The organism is Planctobacterium sp. AWM4_229, assembly GCF_056160305.1.
This window is the reverse complement of sequence record NZ_JBSWWX010000005.1, coordinates 277,611-299,001: the sequence shown is the minus strand read 5'-3', so window position 1 is coordinate 299,001 and position 21,391 is coordinate 277,611. Positions and strand designations below refer to the sequence as shown.

The window sequence follows — 21,391 nt, the reverse complement described above, 5'->3', positions numbered from 1 at the left end:
ATTAATATGAATATTGAAGAACACTTAAACCAGTTTGAAAAAAACAATAAAAACCTGTTTGGTAGTAAGCATATCTGGCTCATAACAGTTTCTATATGTGCACTTGCTTTACTGCTTTTTGTCACCCTTCCCCCAGTAACGGCAGCAATATTATTAGCCATAGCCGCGTTTTTTTGTTTATTTGCTTATACAGGGTATGCCATCAAAAAAACCAATGAGCGCATATCCTTATTAGAAACTAAAATCAGGAGCAATCAATGAGCGACTCTTGGGACGATTATGCCGATGGCTGGGACAGTAATGATGCTGTGATTCACTATGCCAATAAAGCGCATGAGGCTTTATTAGCAACAATTAATCCGGCTAGAATGACTGTTCTCGACTTCGGCTGCGGTACCGGGTTATTAACGCAAAAGCTGGCACTCGTTGCACACTCGGTAGTGGCACTGGACACCTCCTTAAAAATGCTTTCGGTACTTGAGCAAAAAGCGCTTAAAAACGTAACTACTTTCCATGGAGAGTTGACTCAAGTGGCGATTGAAAGTGAGTCATCGTTACAGCAAAAATTTGATTTGATTGTGGCTTCATCAGCCCTGGCATTCGTTCCGGACTATGTTGCTACTGTGAAGCTCCTGGCTTCACAACTGGCAACAAACGGTGCACTGGTGCAATGGGATTGGCTAAAAGCAGAGAGTGCAGAAGGCATGGGTTTTTCTAAAGAACAAATTGAGATTGCTTTGCAACGTGCCGGATTGAAAGATATTCAGATTTCCGTGCCATTTACCCTCAACAGTCCGCAGGGCGATATGCCAGTTGTGATGGCGGTTGCTAAAAAAACAATAGCAACACAGTAATTACCTCTGATGTAATTGCCTCGCTGCGTATTAACTTTACTCTTAGAAACTCTACTTCTGAGGCTTAAGAGATGAAAGTGGTTGCTGTATGTTTATTTCTGGTTGGGTTAATTCACCTGTTACCACTACAAGGGTTGCTCGGTGCTGAGCGCATTGCCGGGCTCTATGGCGTAGCTGTTAACGACAGCAATATGGCGATACTCTTATTGCACCGGGCAGTATTGTTTGGAATTTTGGGCGGTTTTTTTATTTTTAGTGCTTTTAAACCGGGGTTACAACCAGCTGCAATCGTATCGGGATTGATAAGCACGTTGAGCTTCATCCTCATCGCTCAGCTTTTTGCCCCTGTGAATAATGCCATGAACAAAGTAATTATCGCTGACTGGATAGCGGTAGTGCTATTACTAATTGCGACAGCCATCGTGTTGAAACAACAGTTATTGAGATAAACCTTTGCGGCCTACTGACATTGCGACGCACTTCTCAATAACAGCACTTAACATTGACAGTTTTACAAGGTGAGGTCACTCTGGTTGAGAATATTTAGTAAAAAGAGTGAGTTATGAACAACAAAATTATTGGAATAGTCATGATTGTTATTGGAGTCGCTCTGGCTGCGTGGGGTTACGATGTTTATGATTCTGCCAGTGCTCAAATTTCCCGAACCTTTAGCGGAGACACACCTATCGAAGCGTGGGCCGGTATGGTAGGCGGAGCCATTTTGGTTCTGGTGGGGTTACTGCGTCTCAAATAAAAAGCCATTTTTTATCGAAATTGTGAAGCAGCTAACATTATCGCCGCTAGCGGTAAAAGTTGGTTGCGATAAACTATATCCATTGTCTCAGACAACAGGAATTACCAAAAAGGAAAGCGAAGGAGCGCTTATCGCATGGACGCGAACGATTCCTCTCCTCTATTAATTAATTATCCTCTAAACTAAACTCACCTGCTTAAATCGGGCACCTGGGGTTAACACTTCAATTAACTTAATTTGTTCCACCAGCACAGCTTCTGTTCCTGATTTAGATTCGAGAGTTAAAACTTCCTGGCGCTCAGCACTTAACCCGACGTCTACTGCTTTACCTTCGATATCAGTATGATTTTTTAAGGTGATTAAAACCTCATAGTGAAACATACAAATGATTTCGAGGTAGTCGTGCAAATCACAACTTAGCATGATGCTCTCCGGTTAATGAACTGAGGATACAGACCAGATCAGAGCCTGGTCTATTTCTGCACATGAAAGAAAATGTTCCCCTGCTAATTCTTTAGGCCAGACAAAGATTGTTCCCATGTAATAAATCAGGCTAACATAGGAGAAACATGTTTTGATGAGTAAAAAACTGTGCGATTAGTGGTGATCCTGTTAAGTGGTTTACTGGCGCTTTCGGTGGCGCTTAATGTCTATTTTTACGCACAAATGACCATAGGAGGATTCGCCATAGAGCAAGAAGATGTGACCTCTGAAAAATCCAGGCTCACCGCGCCAGTATCTTCTGTAACCACCATCAATGCCCCCTCTCCCATTGAGATCGCTTTCAGCGAATTTGATTTTGAGACTGTGCTTAGCTTGTATGAACAACAACTGCAAACCTCACCTGAACAAGCAGAGCAGAACCGAAAGTACTGGTTTGAGCGCATCCATTCGGCCATTAATCATGCCAAAAGCAGCCAAACTACTCATCCCTTTGGGGGCTTTATTACCGACTATTTAAAGCTCTGGCCTTACGACAGTGAATTCCTGTATCTGGAGATACTCAACGAACAAAGTGATAACGATCCGTTGGAACTGTTGGTTTCTTTGTACAACCTGCAGCAGGCGGAGGTAAGTGAAGATTTGGAAGTACTACTGCAAAGAAAAACCAAACAAGAATTTGATTTTATGGTGCAACAATTAACTCAGTTAGGGGCCTGGGATGTGCTGGCCACATCGCTGGAAACCTTAATGCCCTACGATCAAGGTAATCGCGAGTTATTGGTTAATCTGGCTTATGCCTATTCACAATCAGGTCAGTTTGGGCTGATGGAAAGCATTATCGCGTATTTACCGCAAAACGATGCCGAAATCGCGCGTTTGCGGGAGTTCAGAGATAAGCAATTGGCCAAAGAAGAAGTTACCAGCACCCAAGACAGTGGTATTCCACTGGACAGAATTGGTGATCAATTCCTGGTTTCCACTCTTATCCAGGAGCGTTTTGAAGCCTTGCTAATGATTGATACTGGCGCTTCCACTACGGTTATCAGCAGCCAGCTGTTCCGTTCTATCCGGCGCAATGTGGACACTGAATATCTGGGTCGTTATAACATCAATACTGCCAGTGGCAGAGTGCGCGCCCCTATATATCGCTTTAAAAGTTTAAGTGTGCAAGGCTATCGAGTTAATGACATTGCTATGGTGGTTTTACCTTTAGATGAACTGCAAGCCGATGGTCTATTAGGCATGAACTTTTTGCGGGCATTCCGCTTTTTAATCGACCAGGACAGCGGCAGTTTGCACCTGTTCACTCGTGCTTAAACCGCCTTACGCATGTCGGCAGATTTGACCAGCGCCATCATTAGGGCACCTGTAAGGGAAGCCCCTGCTGCGATTAAAAAGGTGAGTTGAGCGCCATCTCCTTGTTGCCATAAATGCCCTGACAGATAACTTCCGAGCGAACCACCAAGGCCAAAAGACACACTGACATAAATAGCCTGACCGCGACTTTTTTGATTATTACCAAAATGAAAATGAATGAACTGCATGGCCGCGGCGTGAGCCAGACCAAAGCTAAAAGCATGAATGCACTGACTTAACAGCAATAACATTGGCTGATGGGCAAATTCCGCCAACGCAGTCCAGCGCAAGGCGGTCAAAACCAGACACAATATCAACGTGTATTTAACCCCCATGCGATTAATCATCTTACCCGCCAGTAAAAAGATGATCACTTCTGCCGCTACACCCAAAGACACCAGCCAACCAATTTCTTGAGCATCGTAGCCAATATCACGCATATAGAGCGCGAAAAAACCGTAGTAAGGAGCAAAGCTCAATTGCAACAAGATAGAGGCTAACATAAACAGCACAAAGGCCGGATGTGTCGCCACTTGCCAGATAGATTTTTGCTGTTGTGCCGGTGTATGGCTTTTACTGGCATCCTTGAGTAATAAACTCATTAGCAGTAAACCCGACAGAATAATGGTATTGAGTAACAGGATACTTTCAGAGCCACGGGCATCCACTAGCATGCCCGCCACAATTGAGGCTACAATAAAGCCCACACTGCCCCAGAGACGAATATTGCTATAGGTTTTGGCGTCACCGTCGACAGAATTTAAAGTAATGGTTTCCATTTGCGGTGCGATGGCTGTCCAGAACATCATTACCAGACCAAATGCCAGACTTATGCCCCAGAATCCTTGCACTTCAAACAGCAACAGATAGCTCAACAAAGTAATAACACAACCGGCCTGCATCACCCTGAGGGTTTTACCAGACTTGTCCGCTATTACAGCCCACAAGTTAGGCCCAAGAATGCGTACAAAGGTGATCACCGCGATAAGCTCACCTATTTGCTGCGAGCTAAAACCCCGCCCATCGAGGAAAACCCCAAGAAACGGCACTGTGACACCAAAATAGCCGAAGTAAAAGAAATAGGTGAGCGCCAGCAGGACCAAACTCTGCCCTGCTGTTTTGACTGTCTCAGAAGATGGAGAGAAATTATTCAGTGATACTTCCAGGTGAAACTTTTCCTGGTATCACAGGAGTTTCACAAGCCACATGAGCATTTTGCGCCCGGTGACGCAGCAGCTGGTCCATGATCACTAAAGCCAGCATGGCCTCAGCAATAGGCACGGCACGAATACCGACACAAGGATCGTGACGTCCTTTGGTAATGATCTCGGCAGAATCTCCGCGCACATCGATGGTTTCACCTGGTACACTGATACTGGATGTCGGCTTCAGCGCCATATGGGCCACAATATCCTGGCCGGTAGTAATGCCACCAAGAACCCCTCCAGAGCGATTAGAAGTAAAGCCTTTCGGAGTTAACGAGTCTCGGTGCTCACTGCCTTTTTGCGTGACTACATCAAAGCCATCACCAATCTCTACCCCTTTTACTGCGTTGATACCCATTAGCGCGTGGGCAATTTCGGCATCGATGCGGTCAAAAACCGGCTCGCCTAAACCCACAGGCATATTAGTGGCAACGACTGATACTTTCGCACCAATAGAATCGCCTTCTTTTTTCAAATCCCGCATATAGGCATCCAACGCCTCTAGCTTGCTCGCATCGGGGCAAAAGAAAGGATTATCGTTAATAATGGCGCGGTCTACCGATTCGATTTTTACCGGCCCTAATTGCGACAGATAACCAAAAATTTCGATATTGTGTACTTGCTTAAGATATTTCTTAGCGATACCACCAGCCGCAACTCTGACAGCAGTTTCTCTTGCTGAAGAGCGACCGCCACCGCGATAGTCTCTGGCGCCGTATTTTTGTTGATAAGTATAATCAGCATGACCAGGTCGAAAAATGTCTTTGATCTTTGAATAATCTTTAGAACGCTGATCGGTGTTTTTGATAAGTAATCCGATAGAAGTGCCGGTAGTTTTACCTTCAAATACTCCGGATAAAATCTGGACTTCGTCCTCTTCCCGACGCGCGGTGGTATAACGAGACGTTCCTGGCTTGCGACGGTCTAAGTCCGGCTGTAAGTCAGCTTCGCTCAATTCAAGTCCCGGCGGGCAACCATCTACAACCCCACCAATGGCAATACCATGGCTCTCGCCAAAAGTACTTACCGAAAACAATTTTCCAAAGGTATTTCCCGACATTATGCGTTCTTTTCTCCGTTGTTCCAGGCTTCTAATTCTGCTTTGTTTATGGCAAATATGCCGTCACCACCCAATTCCAAATTCACCCAGTGCAAAGGCAAATCAGGATAGGCAGCTGGAATATGTACCAGAGAATTACCTACTTCGACAAATAACCAACCGTTATGACTTAGGTGTTGTGCTGCATTTTTGAGGATATTATCCACTAAATCCAGACCATAGTTACCCGCTGCCAGCCCCAGTTCCGGCTCGTGATGAAACTCTAGGGGTAAATCCGACATATCCTCAGCATCCACGTAGGGCGGATTACAGATGATCAAATCGTAGATCTGCCCTTGCAAGTTGCTAAACAGATCCGACTGGATGGGAAACACCCTTTCACTGAGTTGGTGTTCCTGGATATTGATTTCCGCCACTTGTAATGCATCATCACTGATATCTACGGCATCAACGCTGGACTCAGGGAAAGCATAAGCAGCCGCAATGGCAATACAGGCGCTGCCGGTACACATATCTAAAATGTGCTTTGGTGGTGCTTCCAACCAGGAGCTAAAACCATTAGCCAGTAATTCCGCGAAAGGCGAACGTGGCACCAGCACACGCTCGTCCACATAAAAAGGGACCCCTGCAAACCAGGCCTGGTTGGTGAGATAGGCCAAGGGAACGCGTTTTTCAACACGCAATTGTACAAGCTCTAAAACTTGTTGTTTTTCACTTTGAGTTAAACGCGCCTTAAGGAAGTCTTCATGCACCGGCTGAGGTAACTGTAACACTTGCGCAATCAGGCTCAGCGCTTCATCCCAGGCGTTATCCGTACCATGGCCAAAGTATAAATTTGCCAGATTGAACTGCGTCATGGTCCAACGGGCCAGATCCAGCACGCTTTGCAGATCGCTTTTGACCTCATTCTTATGTTGCTCGGTAAGTTGGTAGTCGCCGGACACGTTTGCTCTCCATTGGCATTGTAAAAGCCGCAGTTTACCTTATTTTGAGTAATAACTGGAATGCGCTTGTGGGTAAAAACAAGATTAAACCCCACTGTTTTGCTAAACTGCGCCGACTGATTAACTAACAACCGATACCATGCACAGAAAAGACCCCGGGCGGGAATTCTCAGAAGACGACGATCTGCAGCTATTTCAACAAGCCGTGCGTGGTGTTAAACCCTTGTCTCAGGACAAGGTTGTTCATCCTTCAAGGCCCGTGAAACAAGCCCGCAAATGCACCGAGAAAAATCGCCACAGTGCTCAAGAGCAACGGCGAATGCGGGCCAGCTTTCAGTTTTCTGACGGCTATGAGGCCTGGTTCGATCCCAATCAGCCAGTGAAATTTTCTCGTTCTAAAACTCTTTCAGGGGAGGTAAAGCGACTTCGCCGTGGCGAGTATCCCCCCGATTTGACCCTGGATCTGCATGGTTACAATCGCGAAGATGCCAAATGGGAGATTGCGGAATTCATTCATACCGCCAAAAAATATCATCACTACTGTGTCTGTATTGTGCACGGCATTGGCAGTCGGATCCTGAAACAGCAAATACCCAACTGGCTGGTGCAACACCGGGATGTTTTGGGCTTTCACGAGGCACCACTGGAATGGGGTGGCAAAGGTGCACTACTGATCTTATTGGACGTGCAAGACCAGGAATCAGGGGAATGGCGACATCGCTAAGCCTGCCTAAGCACTAATCTGAAGCTTCCTGCCCCTCCTCGGCAAGCGGCAATACCAAGGTAAATACCGAACCTTTACCCGGCTCAGACTCCACCAGAATGTCCCCACCGTGGGCCTCGATAATCCCGTGGGACACACTTAATCCAAGGCCAGTGCCCACACCGATGTCTTTAGTGGTAAAAAACGGGGTGAACAAGCGATTCAAGGTGGTTTCGTCCATGCCACAACCGTCGTCAGCAACCGCGACATTTAAATGGTTATCACTTGCTTGTACCGACACCGTGATCTTGCCATTTTCCTCAGTGGCATGGGCGGCATTAACCAGCAAATTGATCAACACCTGCTGCAGCTGGCTGGCATTGCCGTTCACCGGCGGTATTTGTTCCGGCAGTTGTAAAAGTAATTGCCGATCATTTTTTAGTACATTGCCAGCCACTTTTCTCGCTTTAGAGATACAGTCAGCAATATCGACATTTTGATATTCTGCATCACCACTGTGGGAGAAGTTCTTCAGGCTGTTAACAATATCGGCCACCTTCTCGGCACCATCTTCATTGTCTTTAACCAGCGATTCGATATCTTCCATCAAAAACTCGATGTCATGCTCATCACATAGTTTGCTAAGGGCGGCGCTGTCCAGTTGTTGGTTTTCAGAAGCTCGTTGCTTAAGATCGGTAAGGAAGCTTTTTAGATCGTTGATGTAATCCTGCATCACGCGGTGATTAGACAATATGAAGCCAATCGGATTATTTATCTCGTGCGCAACGCCTGCCGACAGCTGCCCGAGTGAGGCCATTTTTTCTGAATGCACCAGTTGGGTTTGGGCAGTTTCAAGGCGAGTAATCGCCTTACTCAACTGGCGGTTTTTTTGCTCCAGTTTGCGTTCATCCACACGGCGTAAAATCCCGGCCCGAATATGGCTTTTAGCAGTATCCAGCACGTACAGAGTTTCTTCGTCTAACATTTCCTGGTCGAGTACAAACACCAGCCAGCCCACTTTGTCCTGAATCAGTTCAAAATTCAGTGCCACCAGCCATTGCCCATTAATATCGAATTTCGCCAGACCATTCGGTGCATCGCGCATATACCAGTTATCCAGAATCTCATCCGACTCAGGCAATGCGTTGAGAATAACTGAATACAGCTCAGGTACTTCGCGCCAGTCGTTTTCACCGTACCAGACAACCGCATTTTTGCTGGTGCGCACTTCCCCTCTGTCAGAAACAAAATAGGTAGCACACACGGCATTGGCAAACTTCGCGGTTAAATCTGCAGTGCTGTGCAACAGCTCATTGAGGTCTTGATCTGATGCCACGCTGGCAGAAGCTTTAGCCAGGTATTCCAACTCTCGTTGACGTTTGTGACTGTTATTTAAGGAGCGTTGCAGTGCTTGATTGGAATAATAGATTTGCCTGGAGTAGTCCTCCAGTTGTTTCTCCGCCGTTTTGCGGGCATTGCGCTCCCGTTCAACTTTGCGTTGTAACACGGCGATTCTTTTTTCCAGCTCCTGACTCAAAGTACACGCAACTCAATAAGATAGGTTAATAAAATACTAATACAGCCTAGAGAAAAGTCACCTGGACATTAGTCGAAATAGCTACACAGCATTAAAAAATACCGAAAAACCACCCGCTCTTAAGATCCTCTTCGCAAGTTTTAAGCTGTTTAGCATAGGTTAATGAGCGGGCCTTCACTTTTTTAGATACCGCGATCAACCATTTTTTCCTGAGATAAGTTTTGCGTTTGTAACCGCCCCACCCCTCGTGATAATTGAGGTATTGAGCATAGGCATCCCACTTGGAAATACCGTTAATTTTATAAGTCTTGCTAATAAACCATCCCATAAAATCGATGGCATCTTCAAAATCATCTCGGTCGGCGCCTGAATTCCCGGTTTCGCGAACATAATCAGCCCATGTTGGGGTTTTAGCTTGGGAGTATCCATAAGCGGAGCTGACTCGCCCCCATGGGATCAAGCCGAAAAAAACGTAGTCTCTGGGCGGCCGGGCATCATCTCGAAAAGAGCTTTCCTGATACATCATGGCCATGGGTACATGAATGGGTACGCCCCATTTGTCACGCATATCAGCAGCGGCATCATACCAATCATCTTTCTCTTCAAATATCTCACACAGGTTGTGCTTATTTTTAGGTGGAGTGGTGCTGCAGGAGGCTGCAAACAGTGAAACAAAAGCCACAATAAAAATAATTTTAATTTTTTTTGTATGATTCCGGAACTTTTTGCTCACTGATGACGTCCTAATTCATGTGTGTTCTAGTTATTGTGTTTTCCCTGGAAGTAACTTACGCCTGACCTTGTTGTCAGGCGTTTTTTTTTGCACCGCCAAAAAACACATTAAACACCAAATTGTTGCCGCATAAAGGTATCAAAGTCGATCTTGTCATTGGCTTCAATTTTGGCTCTGGCCTGTTGCGAAAGCTCAGCTTGCTGCACAAAGAATTCCTCACTATGCACCGTATATGCGGCGTCCATTAATGTGCGCTTGTGTTGCTCCGCAAGACTGATAGCTAACTCACCATTATCCAGTTTCTGCTCCTGCAGCATATTGAGTATGCGTCCGGATAAGGTTAATTCTGGCTCAAGGATTTTCTCCATCTCACCCGCCAGAGCCTGGGTGTAATCTTTACAGCGATTGACGTTGTCCAACAATTCTGCAAGAGGTTGCATTTCGGCTACTAGTTGTTTCGCCCAATCTCGCAATAACACGGGTTGCCCTGCCCGGCTGAGTGTCGCCTCAGGGCAACGACCGGTTTCCACCGCCACTTTAATATTGTGCTCGGTTTCCTCAAAATCCCCGGTTGCAAACGGGGCACTTGGACGAGTTAAACAGTGCAATAAAAACACATCCAAAAAGTGAATTTGCTGTGCTTCAACGCCAACCGGAGAAAACGGATTAACATCTAATGCGCGTACTTCGATATAGCTTACGCCTCTGTCGTCCAATGCATCCGTGGGTTTTTCCAAACTGCGCGTCGGCTGTTTTGGTCTGATGGGAGAATAAAGCTCGTTTTCTATTTGCAGCACATTACCATTCAACTGCTGGAACAGACCATTGTGCTTTCCGTTGAACTTTTCGAACTGCGGTGATGGCGTCTGAATAGCCTGACGCAGTGAGGCCACGTAGGCGTCCAACTCGTTATAACAAATCTGCAAACTGGATTGCGCATTATTGGTGTAACCCAAATCGCTCATACGCAGGGAAGTCGCTCCTTTGAGATAAATCGAGCCTTTGCCAATTTCCTCAAACGGTAGATTTGAGCTTTTACCTTGTAAAAATGAACTGCACAAGGCTGGTGAAGAACCATAAAGATATGGGATCAACCAACATGTACGGCGATAGTTGCGTACCAACCCCATATAAGCCGCAGAGATATCTTGTTGGGAACCTGATTGCCCCAGCGCTTCAGACAAATAAGGTGTCCAGAAGTGGCCCGGTAACGAAAAGTTAAAATGCACTCCAGCGATAGCTTGCATCATGCTGCCGTAGCGATTTTTTAAGCCCTGTCGATACAGAGTTTTCATACGACCGACGTTGGATTCACCATAATAAGCCAATCGAATTTCGTCCTGGCTTTTGATAAAACACGGCATGCTCATGGGCCACAACATCTCATCGTCAATGTTGTGTACCACAAACTTGTGGATATCCTGCAATTGCTGCAATGTTTTTTGCGTGCAGCTCTCAGGCGGAGTAATAAACTCCATTAAAGATTCAGAAAAATCAGTGGTGATAAAATGATGAGTTAAAGCAGAGCCTAATTTGGCAGGATGATCGGTACTGGCCAGTGTTCCATTGGTATTAATTCTCAAACACTCCCGCTCAATACCGTGCTGAATGTCACGCAATGTTGAGGCTACATGAGGTTGCTGTAGAACTGTCAACCTTTTGTAAAATGCTTTATCTGTGTTTTGCAAAACCCATTCCTATCTTTGCACCGCATCGTTATACGGTTTTACCATAAGGCTAGCCTGATATGCGGAGCATATCGGTTATTTCAAGGGCTTACCAGTAGATACCAGCAAGCCTTATCTATAAGAGCCGCCTGAGCTGGATTAAATTTCCAGTGGCATTAATTTTCTGCCTTGAGACTCAGCCCATCGTTTTATTTCTTCAGCCAACGCTTCGGTATCCGCAACCAATACAACTTGCATGGAATCGGTTTGCAAATGCTTTGCCGCGAGTTGATTCAGGGTATTTAACGTCACGTTAGCAATAATTTTATTCTGCTGTGCTGGATAGCTTTTATCCAGTCCATACACCGTCATTTGCCGTAAAAAACGCGCCTTACTGGCGGGTGTTTCGTATTTAAGTGCATCCCCTTGGGTATAGGCACGGCGCATAAACTCCAGTTCTTGTTGCGTCATCCCCTGTTGCTGATAGGTTTCGATTTCAGCAAACAGTTCTTTAAGTGCAGCAACAGTATGCTCTTTGTTAATCGCTCCACCGGCCTGAAAACGCCCCAATGTTTTACCCCCCACAAAGCTACTGCGGGCACCGTAAGTATAACCTTTGTCTTCTCTTAAGTTCAGATTGATACGACTATTAAACATACCGCCTAACGGGAAGTTCATTAAATTGGTTTTGAAGTGCTCACCAGTGGCGTCATAAGCTAAAAACGGTTTAATGATGGCCACAATAGACTGTGCCGCATCGGCATCGTTAACCAGATAAATGGCCTTTTCTTTAAACTCAGGAAACGGTTTATAGGCGGGTATTTCGTAAGCTTTAGCCGGCCAGCTATTGATAAAATCCAATGCCTTGAGTAATTCTGGCTTAGCCAAACTTCCCACTGATATCACACTGGCTTTGTGCGCATTGTAATAATCGTTGTAAAACTGTTTAACATCTTCAAGGGAAATATTGTTTAGCGTCTGTACTGTGCCTGAGTCAGGGATAGCGATGCGATTCTGTTCACCGTACAACACTCTAATTACCGCTTTTGAAGACAAGGTTTGCGGGTTCTTGTCCGCCTGCTGTAAAGACTGCATTAGGCGAGTTTTCAGTCTGACAAAATCAGCCTCGTGAAATGCTGGTCGAAATAGTTTTTCTTGCAACAAGGCCAGCGTAGCATCGATATTTTCTTCAAGACTGTTGACGTAAACCGAAGTAAAACGTCCACCGGCGGAAAAGCTGATGCTGCTGCCCAATTTAGCCAACTCGTTAGCCATAGCTTCATTACTGTAGTTTTGGGTGGCCTCGGACATCATCATGGCCGTCACGCTCGCCAGCCCCGCTTTATCAATGGGGTCTAGCAGAGGGCCACCTTCTAAATTGATAACCAGAGTAACGGTGGGTGTTTCTTCAGTTTCATGGGCCATCAAAGATACCCCATTTTTCAGTTCGGTTTGCCAGAAATCGGGAACATTAACAACCGGATTAGGCCCTGCTTTGGGCACAACTGAACGATCAAAATCATCTTCTGCTGGTACTGGGGCGACAGGTTCCTCAGTTACTTTGGCGCTGATAGTACGCTCTGGTTTAACAAAATCTGGCGCTTTGGCCTGCATCGCCAGTTGCCCTTTGGGCACAATACTTAAAATGACACTGGCTTTATCCTTGATGTAAGTATTGAAGACCCGCATAACATCAGCTTTAGTGACCGAGCTGTAACGCTCGATATCGTACTGCACTTTATCTGGCTCACCGGAAAAAATCTGATTTGAAGCCAGAGTACTGACTTTGCCAGCAACACTTTGCAAACCAAATACCGTCCCGGATTTAATGCTGGCTTTAGTGCGCTGCAGATCATCATCACTGACGCCACGCTGTTCAAATTCTTCCAGGGTTTTGCGCATGATCTCCTGCAATTGTGCCAATGACGGCACCCTCTGTGGATTGGGCAAAGCAATTAATTCAAATTGACATGCCAGTTCCCGGCAAGGATGGCCGACTCCGGCGTGTACCGCCCAACCTTCTTTCACCAGGTTTTTATAAAATAGTGAGGTTTTTCCGCCCCCTAAAATATCGGATAAAACATCCAGTGGCGCTTCATCTTCATGACGCACATATACCGTTGGAAAGGTCATTTGCAGCAATGGCAAATGCACATCATCTTCAATTGTCAGGTAGCGCTCTTCGGTCAAGGTTACTGGCATCTTTGCCAGTTTTTCCACCTTTTGGCCTCTGGGAATAGCGCCAAAGTATTTGTACACCCATGCCAGTGTTTGCGCTTCATCAATAGCACCACCGATACTAAGAACGGCGTTGTTTGGACCATACCAACGAACAAAGAAGGCTTTTAAATCATTAACGTCAACTCGGTTTAAATCTTCGATGTAGCCGATAACCGGCCAGCTATAAGGGTGGTCTTTGGGGTACAGGGCTTCTGCAATTTTTTCGGAGCGCAAGCCGTAAGGCTGATTATCCACCCGCTGTGCCCGTTCGTTTTTAACGGTTTCTCGCTGTACTTCAAATTTTTCCTGGGTCACGGCATCCAATAAGAAGCCCATACGGTCCGCTTCCAGCCACAACACCTTTTCCAATTGGTTGGCGGGGACAGTCTGATAATAATTAGTGCGATCGGAATTCGTGGTGCCATTCATGTCACCACCCGCTTCAGTAATCAGCTCAAAGTGTTGTTCGTCGGCGACATTTTCGGATCCCTGGAACATCATATGTTCAAAAAAGTGAGCAAAACCAGATTTCCCCGGCTCTTCTCTGCTGGAGCCCACATGATAGGTCACATCCACGTGTACCAACGGATCTGAATCGTCCTGATGCAGAATAAGCGTGAGTCCGTTGTCCAGTTGATATTTTTTATAGGGAATTTGGTAGTCGCCCTGCGCATCACTTTTATCTTCCAATAACACGATACCCGATGGCAAAGACGTTTGTTCCGAAGCTGGGTTATTGACCGAGCCAGAATATTGGCAAGCAGAGAGTGACAAAAAAGAGAGCGCCAAAATGAGGCGAAGTTTTACAACCATAAGATATTCCCTGAATCATAGTGGACATTGCAAATCACCAATAATGGCATCTCAGCTTGCGAATGAGAACCCGCATTGTGTAACAATCATTGGCCAGCACTGAATTGTGCAGTCAGACAACAAACAGAAATAATTCTTTTTTAGCTTTACTCGTAAAGCAGTTGCATTCTCTGCCAGGAAACTGAAAAATAAGGGAAAAGCAGTTGAAGGACTCGGGGCATCTTATGCAACAGGACAAAGAAACATTATTTGATACTGAGTTTGGGCTTAACCAGCTCAGTGGCAATAGAGAGTTACTGATCAAAATGTTAGATCGGTTTGCCGCCGATTACGCATCAGTGGGTCAAGAGCTGCAAGACGCTGTTGCACAGCAAGATATCGCCACAGGAAAAGCAAAAGCTCACACCATTAAAGGTGTTGCCGGTAACCTGGGACTTTGGAAGCTGCACCATAGCAGTAAAGAACTTGAGGAATTATTTAAGGCACCCGACAGCGACTTTACAACCTGTTTGGCCAGTTTTAACCAGGTAATGAGCGATACCTTCGCTGCCCTTGAACAATTTAAAACTGGAGATAGCGCCCCCAACGATACTGCTACTGATGCTGAAGAAACACAGTCCAGCGACTCACCCGTAGATGCCAAAGACGAACTCACCGCCCTTTTGGAAGGCTTTGAGTTTATTGATGCCGATAAACTACAACAACTCCTCCAGAATGCGGGTATCGCAGAAGACAAGCACGGTGAAATCACACAAGCCATTAGCGACCTGGACTACCCAACCGCCATTGAGTTATTAAATAGCTGACAGGTTCTCGTGCAAATAATCGATTCAATGACAATCCCGGTAATCGCAGAACACCGGGATTTTTTTATTGTGAATAAACCTGCTGGTATCAATGTTCATCAGCAGGAGCAGAGTGATGGATTAATCACTCGCCTCAAACAGCAACTGCAAAGCAACGAGTTATGGCTGGTTCATCGCCTGGATCAAATCACCTCTGGTTGTCTGGTTATTGCGCGCAATAAGGAAACTGCCAGCCAATTTGGCCAGCACTTTCAGCAGCGTAATGTAAATAAGTTTTACCTGGCTCTGTGTGACAAACGGCCGAAAAAAAGACAAGGGCTCATCAAAGGCGATATGAAAAAAATTCGCTCGGGTAAGTGGGCGCTGTCCCGCTCATTTGAAAATCCAGCAATAACGCAGTTTTACGATATGGGCCTGGGTAATGGGCTGAGATTACAACTATTAAAGCCCTATACCGGTCAAACCCATCAGCTCAGGGTAGCACTCAACAGCCTAGGAAGTACCATCTTAGGAGACAGTTTTTACGGTGGAACTGTGGCAGACAGAACCTATTTACACGCCTGGCAAATTGCCTTTGAACTGAATGGTGAAAGGTATCAGTTCTCTTGCCTGCCACAAAGCGGAGAACACTTTCTCTCACCTGAATTCATCAATAAAACTGAAGAAATCCAGCCGGTAATGACAAAATTCCGCTGGCCAGAGATTGCTTTCAATGACTCGGACAAAGCGCCGTGAAGGTTGCCGTTTTAGGTAGAGGTGCGATTGGCTCCCTGTTGGTTGCGCAAAGCCAAATCAACCAAACACCATTCGATATGTGGTGGCGCACGCCAGAACGAACGGATATTCGCGTATGGTTGAAAAATGGCGACGTGATACACCTGAAACACGCTGAAAAAGTACCGCCCGATTTGCTTATTTTACCGCTTAAAGCCTGGCAGATAAGCAAGGCATTGGAAGACATTAAGCCCTACCTCAATCCTGATACCTGTATTGGGTTATTACACAATGGTTTGGGAACCGAAGAAATTACGCTGAAGACTTGTCCCGAAAATCCGATTTTGCGTTTAACCACTAGTAAAGCGGCCCGTAAAAAAGGCAATGATGTGTATGAGACTGGCTATGGTCAAAGCCATGCCGGTTGGTTGCGCAAGCCAAACACTGCACAACGGATAGCCATTGAGCGTTTGATATCACAGGTACTCACACCTTGTGATTGGCATAGTGATATTAACCAGCCACTGTGGCAAAAGCTGGCCATCAATAGTGTGATTAATCCGCTTACCGCCATATATCAAGTGAATAACGGACAGCTTGCAGATAAACGCTTTCAAAAACACATTGATGAACTGCTCAGAGAGTTTTGCCGCATCAGTGCGCTGGAAAACAGACACTTTGATTTTGAGCAACTGAAGGCAGCCGTTGCCAAAGTGATAGCGCTAACGGCAGATAATTTCTCTTCCATGCACCAGGATATTAGTCATCAGCGGCCCACAGAAATAGACTTCATCAATGGATTTTTACTGAAACGGGCAGAGCGTCATGACATTACTCTGCCCCTGAATCAATCACTGTATAGCCAAATAAAACAGTTAGAAAACAGCTACCCTGATAGCTAAGTCACCTATTAAAGTCCGAGAACACTATGGACGGTAAACCTTAACATTTTTAAAACCGCGTTCTTTTAATACCAGCGCTTGCATTTTACTCATTACACCGCGATCACAATATAAATAATAAGCACGACTTTGATCCAGGTCGCCAAAGTCGGTGGCCAGCTTATAAAATGGCATGGTCTCTATCGTGCAGTGGTTGATTTGCAACGGATTGTGGTCGCGCTCTGCGGGTGCGCGAATATCCAAAAGCACTTCACCGGGTTGTAGCTCATTACTGGATTCAACGGCAATAATTTCCCGCTCGGTCTTTTCTCCCAGGGTTTTAATATCTTCTACATTTGCCGCCGACACCACTTGCTCAATGAGCGCCAGATTGCACTTACTTTCCTGCTCTAATACTTTGTCCAGCGGTGCTTTAACATTGGGTTTGATGGAAATCACACCACAATACTCCGGCATGGACTTGGCAAAATCCTCAGTACCTATCTGTCTGGCAACATCAATAATATCAGCTTTGTCAGAGCAGATGAGAGGACGCACCACTAACTTATCCGTTACCTGATCTATTACGTGCAAATTAGTCAGTGTTTGGCTGGATACCTGCCCCAAACATTCGCCGGTGACCAGGCCTTTGATTTGCAGATTATCAGCAACGATACTGGCAGCGCGCAACATCATCCTTTTCAGGATAACCCCCATGTAACCGCTTTCTACATTTTCCAGGATGTCGGCAACGATAGGTTCAAAATCCACAGCAATAAACTTAACGCGATGGGACGGACTGTAGTTTTTCCACAGATAGTGGCTCACTTCACGTACGCCAATCTCATGCTCTCGACCGCCTAGATTGAAGAAACAGAAATGCGTTTTCGCGCCACGGCGAATCATTTGATAGCTGGCAACACCGGAATCGAAACCACCCGACATCAAAGACAGCACATCTTCCTGGCTAGGCAACGGCATGCCGCCAAGCCCCTTAAATTTGCGCTCCACCAAAATGAGCTTGTTGCGATCAATTTCCAGGTGAATTGTTACATCGGGTTTCTTGAGTTTGACGCCGCCGGTTTCGCAAAACTGATTCAACCCCCCACCCACGTAAGCTGCTACCTCAGTTGAGGTAAAGGATTGCTCGCCTTTGCGTTTCACCCGCACCGCAAACGTCTTGCCTTGCAATTGATTGTGCCAAACTGCTTTAACCTGCTGATAGATATCATCAAGATCGGCATACTCAGACTCCTGTACCACCAGAACTTGATCCACCCCGGGAATACGAGCCAGCAGATACTCCACTTTGGTACAAACCTCGCTGTCATCGGATTTGACGTTAACCAGGATTTTGTCCCACTGATTCTGAATCGCAGAAGGAATGTGATTCTGTCCCAGAATCAAGCGAATGTTGGATTCCAGTAAACGAATAAAGCGCTTGCGCACATCTTTACTTTTAATGGTAATTTCGGGGTGTAACTTTACCAGGAATCTCACAGCTCTCTCCGGTTCAAAAAAGGGCGCAGATTATACCTGATTGCAATTCGAACAGGCAATTAATTGCAATAATTGTGGCTTATGCACCATCCTCAGAAACGGAAATGGGATCAGAAAATTTGGGTTTGCCCTGATTAATGGCAATTTCCACGCGGCGATTGCGATTGTTATCGGAGTCTTGTCCCGGCATCTCCAGCGGTTGAGTATCGGCTCGTCCCACCACTTCCATGCGTCCTTCGTCAAAGCCGTTTACCAGCCTCAACACCTCAGCCACCGCAACGGCTCGTTGTGCCGACAAGTCCCAGTTTGAACGATACAGTTCATTGGAAATTTGCTGGCTGTCACTATGGCCGGATATAGTAATTTCGCCGGGCATATCCACCAGCAGGCCACCTATTTTTTGAATGACTGGGACAAACTGTGGTTGTAAGAACGCAGAACCCGCAGAGAATGAACCATTCTCCTTGATACGGATCACGATTTGCTGACCCAGTGATTCCATTTCGATGGAACCATCAATAATTTCACGCTGCAGCTTTTCAGCCACTTTTTTCATATTTTCGTTAACTTGTTCCTGGCTTTGCTGCTGCGTAGGCACTGAAGAAGAAGAATCTGTCGCCGTTTGTTGTGCCTGACCACCACGCTGTTGCCCTCTTTGCTTTTGCCTGCCGCCAGCGGAATCTTCATCACCCGCCTGAAACTCCAGCATTTGCTGAGTCATTTCAATGGTTTGTTGCTGAATATTCTCAATAGGGGTTGGATCAGGACGACCCGGTCTGAATTCCATCGCGATAACACTGGTGCCTTTGGGAATGTCTTTAACTTCAATCTTGTTCTGTACACCAAAAGCGAACTTCATCGAGCCGGCGATTTGTTTGAATTTCAATACGTCCATTTCTGAGAAGGCCAACAACAGAACGAAGAAACACATCAATAACGACATGAGATCGGCAAAGGTACCCATCCAGGCGGGCAGGCCTTCGGGGGGACATTTGGGACACTCTTCAGCTTCTTCACTCATCTCGTTTCTCGGTTACCAAATACCGCTAATCGTCAGGCGTGGCTGCGCCACGTTTTGTTGACGCTAAGTAACTTTTCAAAATCCCTTCGATAACTCTTGGATTTTGCCCATCGGCAATACCAATAATGCCATCCAACACCAGGCTTTGATTGATCTTTTCTTCATCTTTTCGGTTTCCTAACTTAACTGAGATAGGTAAACAGATGACATTAGCAAAAAAAGCACCATACAAAGTGGTTAACAAAGCCACCGCCATGGCAGGCCCGATGGCTTTGGGGTCGTCCATGTTTGACAGCATAGCTACCAGACCAATCAATGTACCAATCATTCCCATAGCTGGTGCGACATCCCCCATGCCTTTAAAGATTGTTGCACCAAATTCATGCCGTTCAGTGGTCAGGGATATGTCTTTGTGCAGAGTTGTACGTACCACATCAATATCGTGACCATCAACCAACATGTCTACGCCCTTTTGCATGAACTCGTTTTCAATTTCCGCTTCTTCAAGCGCCAGAAATCCACCTTTGCGGGCAGCATCAGCCATCTCTACGATTTTTTGAATAAGCTCATCAGGGGCTTCAATTTTAAACATAAAGGCCTTAGCGGCTATTTTTCCGGCACCGAAGAATTGCCCTAGTGTCACCTGGGATAGGATTACAAAAATGGTGCCACCAAATACAATAAGTAACGAGGGTACATTGATGAACATGCCCATCTCACCACTCATCACCATGGACATTACGACAAAACCAATGGCGCCTATAATGCCGATTAGCGTTGCTAGATCCACACTGTCCTCCCCAAATAATCAATTAAATCTCGTCAGCTTGTTGGGCCTGAGCCACTGGAATTCTTATTTAAGTTGCTGACTTAACAACCATTCTATCGGCAAAGTGACATTTTTCCAGAGGAATAAAAGTAATTTATTTTCAATAGTGCTCAGATCCAGCAAATATTTCACCCGGGTTATTTTGATTGACCCTCGGTATTGGCTTATGTATCTTGCGCGTTCGCAACGGCAACAAGTGAATCTAATGGCAACAGATAACACAACATCACAGAACAGCTTTGAAGACTCGTTGGCTTCTTTAGAGAATATCGTCACGGCCATGGAAAAGGGTGAATTACCACTAGAGGAAGCGCTGAGTTCATTTGAACAAGGGATCAAATTAGTTAAACATTGCGAAGAAAAGCTAAAGTCCGCGGAGCAGCGTGTTAAAATCCTGACTCAATCGGATAAAGGCAATGAACTGCAAGACTTTGATATCCCAGAGACACAGAATCCGTAGTCATGAGCTGGCAAAACGCTGCAAATAAATATGCCGACTCGGTAACCAGCCTGTTACAAACAACGTTGGATGAATATCCTGATTTACCTGGCAATCTCAAAGAAGCAATGGCTTATAGTCTGTTTGCTGGCGGAAAACGCGTGCGCCCTTTCCTGGTATTTGCCATAGGCGAGATGTTCAAAATCCCAAAAGAAAAATTGCTGGCCTATGCTGCTGCTCTCGAATGTGTTCATACCTATTCTCTGATCCATGACGATCTCCCCGCCATGGATGATGATGACCTGCGCAGAGGAAAGCCTACATGCCATGTGGTTTATGGTGAAGCTACCGCAATACTCGCTGGTGATGCTTTGCAAACCCTCGCCTTTGAACTCATCAGTCATTCTGACGGTCTCAGTGCAACAGAGGCTTTGCAAGCCATCCAGGAATTAAGTCGTGCTTCCGGCCTCGCTGGTATGTGTGGCGGTCAGGCAATCGATTTACACCAGGCGGGTAAACACACCGATAAAAAAGCATTAGAACAAATGCACCGTTTAAAAACGGGGGCATTGCTCAATGCCAGCATTATGTATCCCGGTCATTTAGCCAATCTGACAGAGGCGCAACAACTACAACTACAAAAATTTGCCGATGCTGTCGGACTGGGTTTCCAGGTGATGGATGACATTTTGGACGTGGAAGGTGACACCGCTCAGCTTGGCAAACCGCAAGGCTCCGATGCAGAGGCAGAAAAAAGTACCTATCCTGTGCTTATGGGCCTTGAAGGGGCGAAAGAATATTTGCAGCTATTGCACAATGAAGCAACACAAGCGCTACAATCACTACCTTACAATAGTGAAACTTTGCTATCATTCACCGATTACCTGTTTAGTCGCAACCACTAAGGCATT

General features: G+C 45.9%; 22 protein-coding genes. 11 read left to right on the top strand and 11 right to left on the bottom strand.

What is annotated here, in order from left to right:
* Positions 1–6: 6 nt before the first annotated feature.
* The 4 genes from ACXAGP_RS12960 (at position 7) to ACXAGP_RS12945 (ending at position 1,608) form a co-directional block, all read left to right on the top strand.
* Positions 7–261 carry a hypothetical protein gene (locus ACXAGP_RS12960; protein WP_475261884.1) on the top strand — a complete coding sequence of 85 codons (255 nt, stop codon included), beginning with the start codon at positions 7–9 and terminating at the stop codon, positions 259–261.
* The gene (locus ACXAGP_RS12955; protein ID WP_475261882.1) at positions 258–854 is read left to right on the top strand and encodes a class I SAM-dependent DNA methyltransferase; all 597 of its coding nucleotides are present in this window, start codon (positions 258–260) and stop codon (positions 852–854) included. The genes ACXAGP_RS12960 and ACXAGP_RS12955 overlap by 4 nt, the downstream gene beginning before the upstream one ends.
* 71 nt (positions 855–925) lie before the next feature.
* Positions 926–1,303: a hypothetical protein gene (locus ACXAGP_RS12950; protein ID WP_475261880.1), complete on the top strand. Its 378-nt coding sequence runs from the start codon at positions 926–928 to the stop codon at positions 1,301–1,303.
* A gap of 113 nt (positions 1,304–1,416) precedes the next feature.
* Positions 1,417–1,608, top strand: a complete 192-nt coding sequence (locus ACXAGP_RS12945) for a DUF3185 family protein (RefSeq protein WP_475261879.1) — start codon at positions 1,417–1,419, stop codon at positions 1,606–1,608.
* A gap of 177 nt (positions 1,609–1,785) precedes the next feature.
* Here ACXAGP_RS12945 and ACXAGP_RS12940 read toward each other — a convergent pair whose 3' ends face one another.
* Positions 1,786–2,031, bottom strand: a complete 246-nt coding sequence (locus ACXAGP_RS12940; protein WP_475261878.1) for a Rho-binding antiterminator — start codon at positions 2,029–2,031, stop codon at positions 1,786–1,788.
* Positions 2,032–2,199: 168 nt separating this feature from the next.
* Between ACXAGP_RS12940 and ACXAGP_RS12935 the strand changes: the two genes are divergently transcribed.
* The gene (locus ACXAGP_RS12935) at positions 2,200–3,369 is read left to right on the top strand and encodes a retropepsin-like aspartic protease family protein (protein ID WP_475261876.1); all 1,170 of its coding nucleotides are present in this window, start codon (positions 2,200–2,202) and stop codon (positions 3,367–3,369) included.
* Here ACXAGP_RS12935 and ACXAGP_RS12930 read toward each other — a convergent pair.
* From ACXAGP_RS12930 to prmB, 3 genes are read right to left on the bottom strand one after another with little or no spacing between them, the layout of a single operon-like run.
* Entirely contained in the window at positions 3,366–4,511 is a 1,146-nt protein-coding gene (locus ACXAGP_RS12930) for an MFS transporter (RefSeq protein ID WP_475261874.1), read from the bottom strand. The genes ACXAGP_RS12935 and ACXAGP_RS12930 overlap by 4 nt on opposite strands.
* 43 nt (positions 4,512–4,554) lie before the next feature.
* On the bottom strand, positions 4,555–5,673 hold the full coding sequence (aroC, locus tag ACXAGP_RS12925; protein ID WP_475261872.1) for a chorismate synthase: 1,119 nt from the start codon (positions 5,671–5,673) through the stop codon (positions 4,555–4,557).
* On the bottom strand, positions 5,673–6,617 hold the full coding sequence (gene prmB, locus ACXAGP_RS12920; RefSeq protein ID WP_475261871.1) for a 50S ribosomal protein L3 N(5)-glutamine methyltransferase: 945 nt from the start codon (positions 6,615–6,617) through the stop codon (positions 5,673–5,675). Before prmB ends, aroC begins: the two co-directional genes overlap by 1 nt.
* A 139-nt stretch (positions 6,618–6,756) precedes the next feature.
* Between prmB and smrB the strand changes: the two genes are divergently transcribed.
* Positions 6,757–7,341 (top strand): endonuclease SmrB, encoded by a 585-nt coding sequence (gene smrB, locus ACXAGP_RS12915; RefSeq protein ID WP_475261870.1) that lies wholly within the window; start codon positions 6,757–6,759, stop codon positions 7,339–7,341.
* A 13-nt stretch (positions 7,342–7,354) separates the two neighbouring features.
* Here smrB and ACXAGP_RS12910 read toward each other — a convergent pair whose 3' ends face one another.
* The 4 genes from ACXAGP_RS12910 to ACXAGP_RS12895 form a co-directional block, all read right to left on the bottom strand.
* Complete coding sequence (locus ACXAGP_RS12910) at positions 7,355–8,827, bottom strand: sensor histidine kinase (RefSeq protein ID WP_475261868.1); 1,473 nt, start codon at positions 8,825–8,827, stop codon at positions 7,355–7,357.
* A gap of 121 nt (positions 8,828–8,948) precedes the next feature.
* The gene (locus ACXAGP_RS12905; RefSeq protein WP_475262130.1) at positions 8,949–9,557 is read right to left on the bottom strand and encodes a transglycosylase SLT domain-containing protein; all 609 of its coding nucleotides are present in this window, start codon (positions 9,555–9,557) and stop codon (positions 8,949–8,951) included.
* Between the two features lie 140 nt (positions 9,558–9,697).
* On the bottom strand, positions 9,698–11,278 hold the full coding sequence (gene gshA / locus ACXAGP_RS12900) for a glutamate--cysteine ligase (RefSeq protein WP_475261867.1): 1,581 nt from the start codon (positions 11,276–11,278) through the stop codon (positions 9,698–9,700).
* A gap of 138 nt (positions 11,279–11,416) precedes the next feature.
* Positions 11,417–14,290 (bottom strand): M16 family metallopeptidase, encoded by a 2,874-nt coding sequence (locus ACXAGP_RS12895; RefSeq protein WP_475261865.1) that lies wholly within the window; start codon positions 14,288–14,290, stop codon positions 11,417–11,419.
* A 224-nt stretch (positions 14,291–14,514) separates the two neighbouring features.
* Between ACXAGP_RS12895 and ACXAGP_RS12890 the strand changes: the two genes are divergently transcribed.
* From ACXAGP_RS12890 to ACXAGP_RS12880, 3 genes are read left to right on the top strand one after another with little or no spacing between them, the layout of a single operon-like run.
* Positions 14,515–15,096 (top strand): Hpt domain-containing protein, encoded by a 582-nt coding sequence (locus ACXAGP_RS12890; RefSeq protein WP_475261864.1) that lies wholly within the window; start codon positions 14,515–14,517, stop codon positions 15,094–15,096.
* Between the two features lie 27 nt (positions 15,097–15,123).
* The gene (locus ACXAGP_RS12885; protein WP_475262128.1) at positions 15,124–15,831 is read left to right on the top strand and encodes a TIGR01621 family pseudouridine synthase; all 708 of its coding nucleotides are present in this window, start codon (positions 15,124–15,126) and stop codon (positions 15,829–15,831) included.
* Entirely contained in the window at positions 15,828–16,712 is an 885-nt protein-coding gene (locus ACXAGP_RS12880) for a ketopantoate reductase family protein (RefSeq protein WP_475261863.1), read from the top strand. Before ACXAGP_RS12885 ends, ACXAGP_RS12880 begins: the two co-directional genes overlap by 4 nt.
* A gap of 24 nt (positions 16,713–16,736) precedes the next feature.
* Here ACXAGP_RS12880 and thiI read toward each other — a convergent pair whose 3' ends face one another.
* From thiI to pomA, 3 genes are all read right to left on the bottom strand, one after another.
* Positions 16,737–18,191 carry a tRNA uracil 4-sulfurtransferase ThiI gene (gene thiI / locus ACXAGP_RS12875; RefSeq protein WP_475261862.1) on the bottom strand — a complete coding sequence of 485 codons (1,455 nt, stop codon included), beginning with the start codon at positions 18,189–18,191 and terminating at the stop codon, positions 16,737–16,739.
* 79 nt (positions 18,192–18,270) lie between these two features.
* Positions 18,271–19,212 (bottom strand): flagellar motor protein MotB, encoded by a 942-nt coding sequence (locus ACXAGP_RS12870; RefSeq protein ID WP_475261860.1) that lies wholly within the window; start codon positions 19,210–19,212, stop codon positions 18,271–18,273.
* Between the two features lie 25 nt (positions 19,213–19,237).
* On the bottom strand, positions 19,238–20,002 hold the full coding sequence (pomA, locus tag ACXAGP_RS12865; protein WP_475261859.1) for a flagellar motor protein PomA: 765 nt from the start codon (positions 20,000–20,002) through the stop codon (positions 19,238–19,240).
* A gap of 244 nt (positions 20,003–20,246) precedes the next feature.
* Between pomA and ACXAGP_RS12860 the strand changes: the two genes are divergently transcribed.
* Positions 20,247–20,501 (top strand): exodeoxyribonuclease VII small subunit, encoded by a 255-nt coding sequence (locus ACXAGP_RS12860; RefSeq protein ID WP_475261858.1) that lies wholly within the window; start codon positions 20,247–20,249, stop codon positions 20,499–20,501.
* 2 nt (positions 20,502–20,503) lie between these two features.
* Positions 20,504–21,385 (top strand): polyprenyl synthetase family protein, encoded by an 882-nt coding sequence (locus ACXAGP_RS12855; RefSeq protein WP_475261857.1) that lies wholly within the window; start codon positions 20,504–20,506, stop codon positions 21,383–21,385.
* The last annotated feature ends 6 nt before the right edge of the window (positions 21,386–21,391 follow it).